This window comes from Vreelandella populi, assembly GCF_003989825.1.
GTDB lineage: Bacteria > Pseudomonadota > Gammaproteobacteria > Pseudomonadales > Halomonadaceae > Vreelandella > Vreelandella populi.
The window spans coordinates 144,958-152,058 of record NZ_RZHE01000011.1; the positions used below are offsets into that span (position 1 = coordinate 144,958).

7 protein-coding genes and 1 rRNA gene are annotated in these 7,101 nt (G+C 55.5%); 2 read left to right on the top strand and 6 right to left on the bottom strand.

Going from position 1 to position 7,101, the window contains the following annotated elements; all coding sequences use genetic code 11:
* Positions 1-8: 8 nt before the first annotated feature.
* Positions 9-611, bottom strand: coding sequence for a YjaG family protein (locus ELY25_RS12220; protein WP_126951553.1), 603 nt, complete (start codon positions 609-611; stop codon positions 9-11).
* A 112-nt stretch (positions 612-723) separates the two neighbouring features.
* Between ELY25_RS12220 and ELY25_RS12225 the strand changes: the two genes are divergently transcribed.
* Entirely contained in the window at positions 724-1,416 is a 693-nt protein-coding gene (locus ELY25_RS12225; protein ID WP_126951554.1) for a type 1 glutamine amidotransferase, read from the top strand.
* Here ELY25_RS12225 and mnmH read toward each other — a convergent pair.
* From mnmH to ELY25_RS12245, 4 genes are all read right to left on the bottom strand, one after another.
* Positions 1,403-2,515, bottom strand: a complete 1,113-nt coding sequence (mnmH, locus tag ELY25_RS12230) for a tRNA 2-selenouridine(34) synthase MnmH (RefSeq protein ID WP_126951555.1) — start codon at positions 2,513-2,515, stop codon at positions 1,403-1,405. The two genes, ELY25_RS12225 and mnmH, sit on opposite strands and share 14 nt — an antisense overlap.
* Complete coding sequence (selD, locus tag ELY25_RS12235) at positions 2,515-3,552, bottom strand: selenide, water dikinase SelD (RefSeq protein WP_126951556.1); 1,038 nt, start codon at positions 3,550-3,552, stop codon at positions 2,515-2,517. Before selD ends, mnmH begins: the two co-directional genes overlap by 1 nt.
* 59 nt (positions 3,553-3,611) lie before the next feature.
* Positions 3,612-4,985 (bottom strand): DNA repair protein RadA, encoded by a 1,374-nt coding sequence (gene radA, locus ELY25_RS12240; protein WP_126951566.1) that lies wholly within the window; start codon positions 4,983-4,985, stop codon positions 3,612-3,614.
* A 109-nt stretch (positions 4,986-5,094) separates the two neighbouring features.
* On the bottom strand, positions 5,095-5,553 hold the full coding sequence (locus ELY25_RS12245) for a copper resistance protein NlpE N-terminal domain-containing protein (RefSeq protein WP_126951557.1): 459 nt from the start codon (positions 5,551-5,553) through the stop codon (positions 5,095-5,097).
* Positions 5,554-5,717: 164 nt separating this feature from the next.
* Between ELY25_RS12245 and hisC the strand changes: the two genes are divergently transcribed.
* Positions 5,718-6,779 (top strand): histidinol-phosphate transaminase, encoded by a 1,062-nt coding sequence (gene hisC, locus ELY25_RS12250; protein ID WP_126951558.1) that lies wholly within the window; start codon positions 5,718-5,720, stop codon positions 6,777-6,779.
* A 112-nt stretch (positions 6,780-6,891) separates the two neighbouring features.
* On the opposite strand, the gene rrf is transcribed toward hisC, so the two are convergent.
* A 5S ribosomal RNA gene (gene rrf / locus ELY25_RS12255) occupies positions 6,892-7,007 on the bottom strand.
* Positions 7,008-7,101: the final 94 nt, after the last annotated feature.

Consider the following 7,101-nt stretch of genomic DNA (forward strand, 5'->3'; position numbering starts at 1 on the left):
GCATCGCCTTACTCGGCGTCTTCTTCAAGGCTCAGACCCAGGTTACTGATACCATTATTGCGGCCTAACTGGCGTATTTCCTTGAGTGCGGCTTTGTTTAGCGGTTCACTTACTGCTTCCAACACCGCGTCTTGGAAATCGTTTTCGTCTTCCATTAGTGGATGATCACGAATCAGCAACGCAAGCTTTTGGGCATCCTCTTCGCCTTCGGTGAGCTCAATAAAAGCGCGTACCCCGGCGCGCGAAGTACGGCTGACATCCAGCACTGCTTCAGGGGAGTCACCCTGCAATGTGTCCAGCAGTGCCGAGATGGAGACAACGGCATCCAGCGCACGTCGGGCGCCAAAGCTTTCATCCTCAGCAGGGGGTTCGCATTCAGCCAGCTTTTCAGCCTGGCGGGCAAAATCGATGCTCGCCCCGGGTACACTTAACCTTTCCCAGACCAGATTAAGCACGGTGCGCAGCGTATGGCCATCGCCATGGCCGGTGGTTTGCTCATACAGGGCGTAGTTGGGCAGCAGGCGCTCGCACAGCGCGGCCATAAATGCTTGCTGAGCCGATAGCGGGAGCAACTGCAACTGCTGGTAAAATCCTAAGGGCTTGGACGCCATACTGATTTCCTAACGCGCGATATTGGTGAAATGGGGGTAATACGTTATGGTCGCAACAGCGCTGTCATAAACCTGACAGCCTTGACTGTGTACGGCCGGCGAGGAGATTATCATGCATATTCATCTGCTACAGCACGGCTCTGATCATGACCCTGCCCGCTTGACCGATTGGTTGAGCAGTATGGGGCATAGTTACACCGTTTTTCATCTTTATGCGGGCGAACTCACCCCGCGCCCGGCGGAAAGCGATGCGCTGATTGTTCTGGACGGACCAGAAGCGTTTCTCAATCAGCCGCCTGCGTGGTTCAAAGCTGAAAACAAGTTGATCAATCGCTATCTGGACGGCCAAAAGCCCATCCTGGGCATCGGCCTGGGCGCACTTTGGATTGCCCAGGTGCTGGATGCCGTGGTAGCCCCTGGCACGTATCCAGAGCGAGGCTGGCATACCGTGTCGATGGCCCCAAAAAGCCCGTTTGACTTACCCGAGCAGTTTGAAGCCTTCATGTGGCATCGCCATGTATTCAGCCTGCCGGATAATGCCCTACCGCTCGGGGGAAGCCCTGCGGCGCCTTTACAGGGGTTTAGCTGGGACAGCGGCCGCGTCATGGGTCTGCTTTGCCACCTGGAGATGACGCTTGGCAGCGCTACTCAACTGATAAATGGTAGCGAGGACACGATACCCGCTACGCCTGCAGCTAAACGCTTTGTACAGGACAACAGCGAGATCCTGGAGCAGGCGACCCGTTTTCAGCAGCTGGCCCCTCTGCTCGACCGGGTCATGACCCAGTGGCTTAAAGTGGCCTGACCCCCAACGGCTGCCCGGCACTCCACTGCCTGGCAGCCTCCAAGCAGCTGTCCCAATCGCCCACGTGAATATCCGGTGCCGCAGTGGCACGCTGTTTTTCAAGATGATAGCGATAAAGCGGATCGTAATACTCCGTCAAGAGCGGAGCAAGCCACGCCTCGTGGGCTTGAGGATTACCTTCACTATGGGCGTTAAAGGCCATTGCCTGTAGGCGTTGTAATCGCTGTAGACGAGCATTGCCCAAGCGTTTTCCCAAACGGATTAACGCATTGCCCAACTGGCGCTGCATCAGTTCCCAGCCCTGCTGGGGCCCAAAGTGAGCAACATAATCCTTTTCCAGCTGAATAATATAGTCGTGCTGAAGCTGGTTAAGCCGCCAATCAAGCGGCATTTCTATTCGTACACGGGGCGCCTTCTGCATAGTGTGGTAAAAGGAGAGCGGTATATTGGCGTTGCCGATCTGCCGGGATTCGTCTTCAACCACAAGGCGCTCCGGCAAAGCGAGCAGCCTTGCTCCCAACGAGTGCTCAAAATCAATCTGCGTGGCAGGAGCTTTGGGCTTGCGGCCAAAGGCGGAGCCTTTATGATTGGCACAGGCCTCAAGATCAACACCATTTTCCAATCGGTTGATCAACGTGGTTTTAGCACAGCCGGTTAGCCCGGCAACCACCAGCATGGGCTGCTCGGCCGCTTCCTCAATACGCTGGCACAACGCGTGGCGCATAGCCTTCCAGCCGCCTTCAATACGTGGTCTTTCAACCCCCACTTCTTGAAGCCATTGCTGGACAATTTGCGAACGCAGCCCGCCGCGAAAACAGTAGATGACCGTGTTAGGATGCTCGGCAATATACGCCTGCCAAGCGGCAATACGCGCCTGCTTGATTTCACCGCTGACGAGCCGTTCCCCCAGCGCAATCGCCGCTTCCTGGCCCTGCTGTTTGTAAGCAATGCCCACATGACTGCGTTCTTCATCCGTCATCAAGGGAAGATTGACCGCGCCCGGCAGGCTACCTTGGGCAAACTCTACCGGGGCACGTACATCAATCAGGGGCCGCGCTTCGCTGATCAAGCGTAGGGATGAAGGTAGCGCTTCAGGCATTATCCCACCATCTCAATCAACGCTTCACCTGCACGAGCCTTCATGACACCAAACGGCTCAAGAGATAAACCAAACTCCCGGCCAATACGCTCAACATCGTCTTCCCAGGCAGGATCTACGCTTAGCAATAAGCCGCCTGAGGTTTGCGGGTCGCATAGCCATTGCCAGTGGGCCTCATCCATATTAGGCAAACTTTTGCCTAACGCGTCGCGATTACGCAGCGTGCCACCGGGAACCGCACCCTGCCGGCGATACGCTTCGGCTTCCGCTAGCCGCGGCAGGCGACGGAAATCAATCTGGGCCATAACGTTACTGGCGCTGCAAATTTCCGAAAGATGTCCTGCCAGCCCAAAGCCGGTAACATCGGTCATGGCATTCAGGCCTGTTACATTGGCAAGCGCGACCCCGATGCGGTTGGATTTCAGCATCGTTTCACGGGCCAGCCCATGATGCCCGTCTTCCAGCAGGCCACGTTTTTCTGCAGTGGTAAGTAACCCAACGCCCAAAGGCTTGGTCAAGAACAGCAGATCGCCCGGTTTGGCACGACTATTGAGCTTGAGTTTATCCAGATCGACCAGCCCGTTTACCGCCAGACCGAAAATGGGCTCAGGGGCATCTATAGAATGCCCACCTGCCAAAGCGATACCCAACTCTCGGCACACGGCTTGGGCACCGGCCACCACATCGCCGGCAATATCCGCACCTAGTTTATCCAGCGGCCAGCCAAGAATACTGAGTGCCATGACCGGCGTGCCGCCCATGGCATAGATATCACTGATCGCATTGGTCGCAGCAATCCGCCCAAAATCAAATGGATCATCGACAATTGGCATAAAGAAGTCGGTGGTCGAGATCATGCCCCGACCATCGCCCAGGTCGTAAACGGCGGCATCTTCGCGGCCCTGGTTGCCCACGATCAGCTGCTTGTGCCCGGCGGGCGGCCCTGCCTTGGCAAGGATGCTATCCAGCACGTCAGGGGCAATCTTGCAGCCACATCCGGCGCCGTGACTGTACTGGGTTAAACGAATCGAACTCATGGCGTCTTTCCTTGGCAAGTAGATGTTTTTTTTCATGATGACTTAATAGCGTAGCCTACTTACAGTGCCTCCAAGGCATCGCTGAGCTTATCCACGGCTATCACTTCCATGCCCTTGGGCGACTGTTTGGGCGCGTTGGCGCGCGGCACAATAGCGCGCAAAAAACCGTGTTTGGCGGCCTCGGCAATACGCTCCTGACCGCTGGGCACCGGGCGTATCTCGCCGGAAAGCCCCACTTCGCCAAACACGACCAACTCCTTGGGAAGCGCACGGTTCTGCAAGCTGGATACCACGGCAAGCAGCACGGCGAGATCCGCGCTGGTTTCCAATACCTTCACCCCTCCAACGACATTCAAGAATACATCTTGGTCGCCGGTAAACAACCCGCCATGACGGTTTAAAACGGCTAGCAACATAGCCAGACGATTTTGGTCCACACCTACGGCCACACGGCGCGGATTGCCCAACGCAGACTCGTCCACCAGCGCCTGTACTTCCACCAGAATGGGCCGGGTGCCTTCCCATACCACCATAACCAGACTCCCCGGCGCCTGCTCCTCCTGGCGCGAAAGAAAGATGGCGCTGGGATTCTTGACCTCTTTGAGGCCCTGCTCAAGCATGGCGAAAACACCCAGCTCGTTGACTGCGCCAAAACGGTTCTTCTGGCCACGCAACGTGCGAAAGCGTGAGTCGGCGCCGCCTTCAAGTAACAGCGAGGCATCGATCATGTGCTCAAGCACCTTGGGGCCTGCCAGGGTGCCGTCCTTGGTGACGTGGCCAACCAGCAGCAGCACCGTATTGGTCTGCTTGGCAAAGCGAGTCAACGCTGCTGCAGACTCGCGCACCTGGGCAACTCCGCCCGGCGCTGAGCTGATATCTTCAAGATGCATGGTCTGAATAGAATCAATGACCAGTATTTCTGGTTTCTCACGCTCAGCCACGGCGAGAATTGTTTCCACACTGGTTTCTGCAAGCATTTTCAAGCCGCTGGTAGGCAACTGCAGGCGGTGAGCGCGCATGGCTACCTGAGAGAGAGACTCTTCACCTGTGACATAGAGGATGCGCCGTTGCTGGGCTAGCTTACAGGCCGTTTGCAGCAGAAGAGTTGATTTACCTGCCCCTGGATTGCCACCGAGCAGTACCGCTGAACCGGGTACAAGGCCACCGCCCAATACGCGGTCAAACTCGCTGAAGGTAGAACTGAGCCTGGGCACCTCGCTTAGGTCGACATTGCTTAGGTCAACCACATCCCGGGAAAGATCACCCGCGTAGCCCGCCCTACCCGTGGCGGTAGTACCCCCGCCGGGGCGGGCGCTTGCCAGACGGACTTCACTTAGCGTATTCCACTCGTTACAACTGGAGCACTGACCCTGCCACTTACGATACTCCGCGCCGCACTCGGTACATACAAAGGCACTCTTGGCTTTTGCCACTGCGTTCACACTCCCCTTACTGTTAGGTCATAAGTACTTCTTATGACCTCATGTCAGGCTCTAAAATACAAAAGGCGGCCAATGGCCGCCTTTTGTTGCTACCACTAACTTACTGACGCTGTAGCTGTAGCTGTAACATTTCGCCATTTTCAAAGCGACGGCGCTCAGGGTCGATCAACTCAAGCGTACGCTCATTAATACGCTGGAAGTAGTAAATCTGGCCATCCCCATTAGGTGTTAGCTCATAAACGGTGGCGTCTGGATCAGATGGTGTACCATTTAGCACTTCCCAGTTGCCTGCATAGTTTTCAGGCGGTGGCGTTTGAGGATGGTTACGATAAGTGGCATCCAGCGTAAAAGTACGTTCTTCCGCCGCGCCTGTCTCCTCACCCACCATGGTGACATCCAGATCAATCCCGTCACAATTACGGCAAGGCAGCGTTCCTTGATAGTGCTGTTCTGATGCGCTCACGCCTGCATCACTTTCCTGGCCTGAAGGGCCGCCGGTTGCACAACCAGCCAACAATGCCAACATAGCCGAACCGGCTAGCAAACTCCTGAATTGCATTGGGTCTCTCCTTATCGTGTTGGACATACATTTCTTACGTGCGATTATGACAGCATAACCGTTACAAGGTGCGACGCCCACCCCCTAGCCGCATGCGAATGCTTGCTCTTGAGCGATCATCAAGCGACCATGGCCTATTATGCAAGGATAATCAGGTTACCCTCATGAGCCAATACTGGAGTCCCGCTGTCAAGGCGCTTACCCCTTATGTTCCAGGCGAGCAGCCGCGTGAGCGTGTTATCAAATTAAATACCAATGAAAACCCTTATCCCCCGGCGCCGGGTGTAGGCCAGGCCCTGCGTGATTACGCAACGGACCACCTACGCCTTTACCCAGACCCGACCTCGGCCGCCCTGCGCGCAACGCTTGCCAAGACGTTTAGCATAGAAAGCCAGCAGGTGTTTGTAGGCAATGGGTCAGATGAGGTGTTAGCGCTGGCATTCCAAGCGTTCTTTTGCCACGGCGCGCCGCTTGATGTCCCGACCATCACTTATAGTTTCTATCCGGTGTATGCCAATCTCTATAATGTCGAGCTGCGTTCTCACCCGCTCAACGCAAGCTGGGAAGTCGATATCGAAGCATTAGGTTCGGCTGCAGAGCGTAGCGGCGTTATTTTTGCCAACCCCAACGCGCCTACCGGGCATGCCCACTCATTGGAAAGCATTGAGAAGCTTTTAAAGCGAGTGACTGATCGCGTAGTACTGGTTGATGAAGCCTACGTCGATTTTGGGGCTGAAAGCGCGACTGCGCTGATTGATCGTTATCCGAATTTGCTGGTAACCGGCACGTTCTCCAAATCACGTAGCCTGGCTGGCTTACGCCTAGGCTATGCCATTGGCTCAGCGGAGCTGATAGACGGCCTGCAACGCGTTAAGGACTCGTTTAACTCCTACCCGGTTGATAGTCTGGCAAGCCTTGTGGGTATCGCAGCGCTTAACGATGAAGCACACTTTGATGCGTGTAGGGAGCGGGTAATTACTACGCGTGAGCGTACCTGTCAGCGCCTTGAAGCATTGGGATTTAAGGTACTGCCCTCTAAGGCCAATTTTTTGCTTGCTCAACATCCTGATTATGCAGGAGCTCAGCTATTTGCCGGGCTGCGTGAGCGCGGCATTTTGGTACGCCACTTTAACACCGCCGAACTCAACAACTTCCTGCGTATCACTATCGGCACTGACGATGAGATGGATAGCCTGATTGAAGCGTTGGAAACGATTTGCGGCTAAGTATCAGCATTTGTTTCAGGGCGGCTTCTGCCGCCCTTTTTAGTGTCCGCTTTTCTTTCACGCACAACAAAAAGCCCCGAACACAGTGTGCTCGGGGCTTTTCTTAATAAGTGCCTGACGATGACCTACTCTCGCATGGGGAGACCCCACACTACCATCGGCGCTAAGCGGTTTCACTACTGAGTTCGGCAAGGGATCAGGTGGTTCACGCTCGCTATGGTCGTCAGGCGTAACTTTCAATGTATATCGGCTGACTGTTTTGTGTGCGTCTCTCGTGCCCAGCGTTCTCTTCGCTTGGCGCGCGTATCCGGTGTTCTTTCGA

Excerpts from the sequence above, each read along its gene's own strand:
- ELY25_RS12220 (WP_126951553.1), bottom strand. The coding sequence starts at position 611 with ATGGCGTCCAAGCCCTTAGGATTTTACCAGCAGTTGCAGTTGCTCCCG.
- ELY25_RS12225 (WP_126951554.1), top strand. The coding sequence starts at position 724 with ATGCATATTCATCTGCTACAGCACGGCTCTGATCATGACCCTGCCCGC.
- mnmH (WP_126951555.1), bottom strand. The coding sequence starts at position 2,515 with ATGCCTGAAGCGCTACCTTCATCCCTACGCTTGATCAGCGAAGCGCGG.
- selD (WP_126951556.1), bottom strand. The coding sequence starts at position 3,552 with ATGAGTTCGATTCGTTTAACCCAGTACAGTCACGGCGCCGGATGTGGC.
- ELY25_RS12245 (WP_126951557.1), bottom strand. The coding sequence starts at position 5,553 with ATGCAATTCAGGAGTTTGCTAGCCGGTTCGGCTATGTTGGCATTGTTG.
- hisC (WP_126951558.1), top strand. The coding sequence starts at position 5,718 with ATGAGCCAATACTGGAGTCCCGCTGTCAAGGCGCTTACCCCTTATGTT.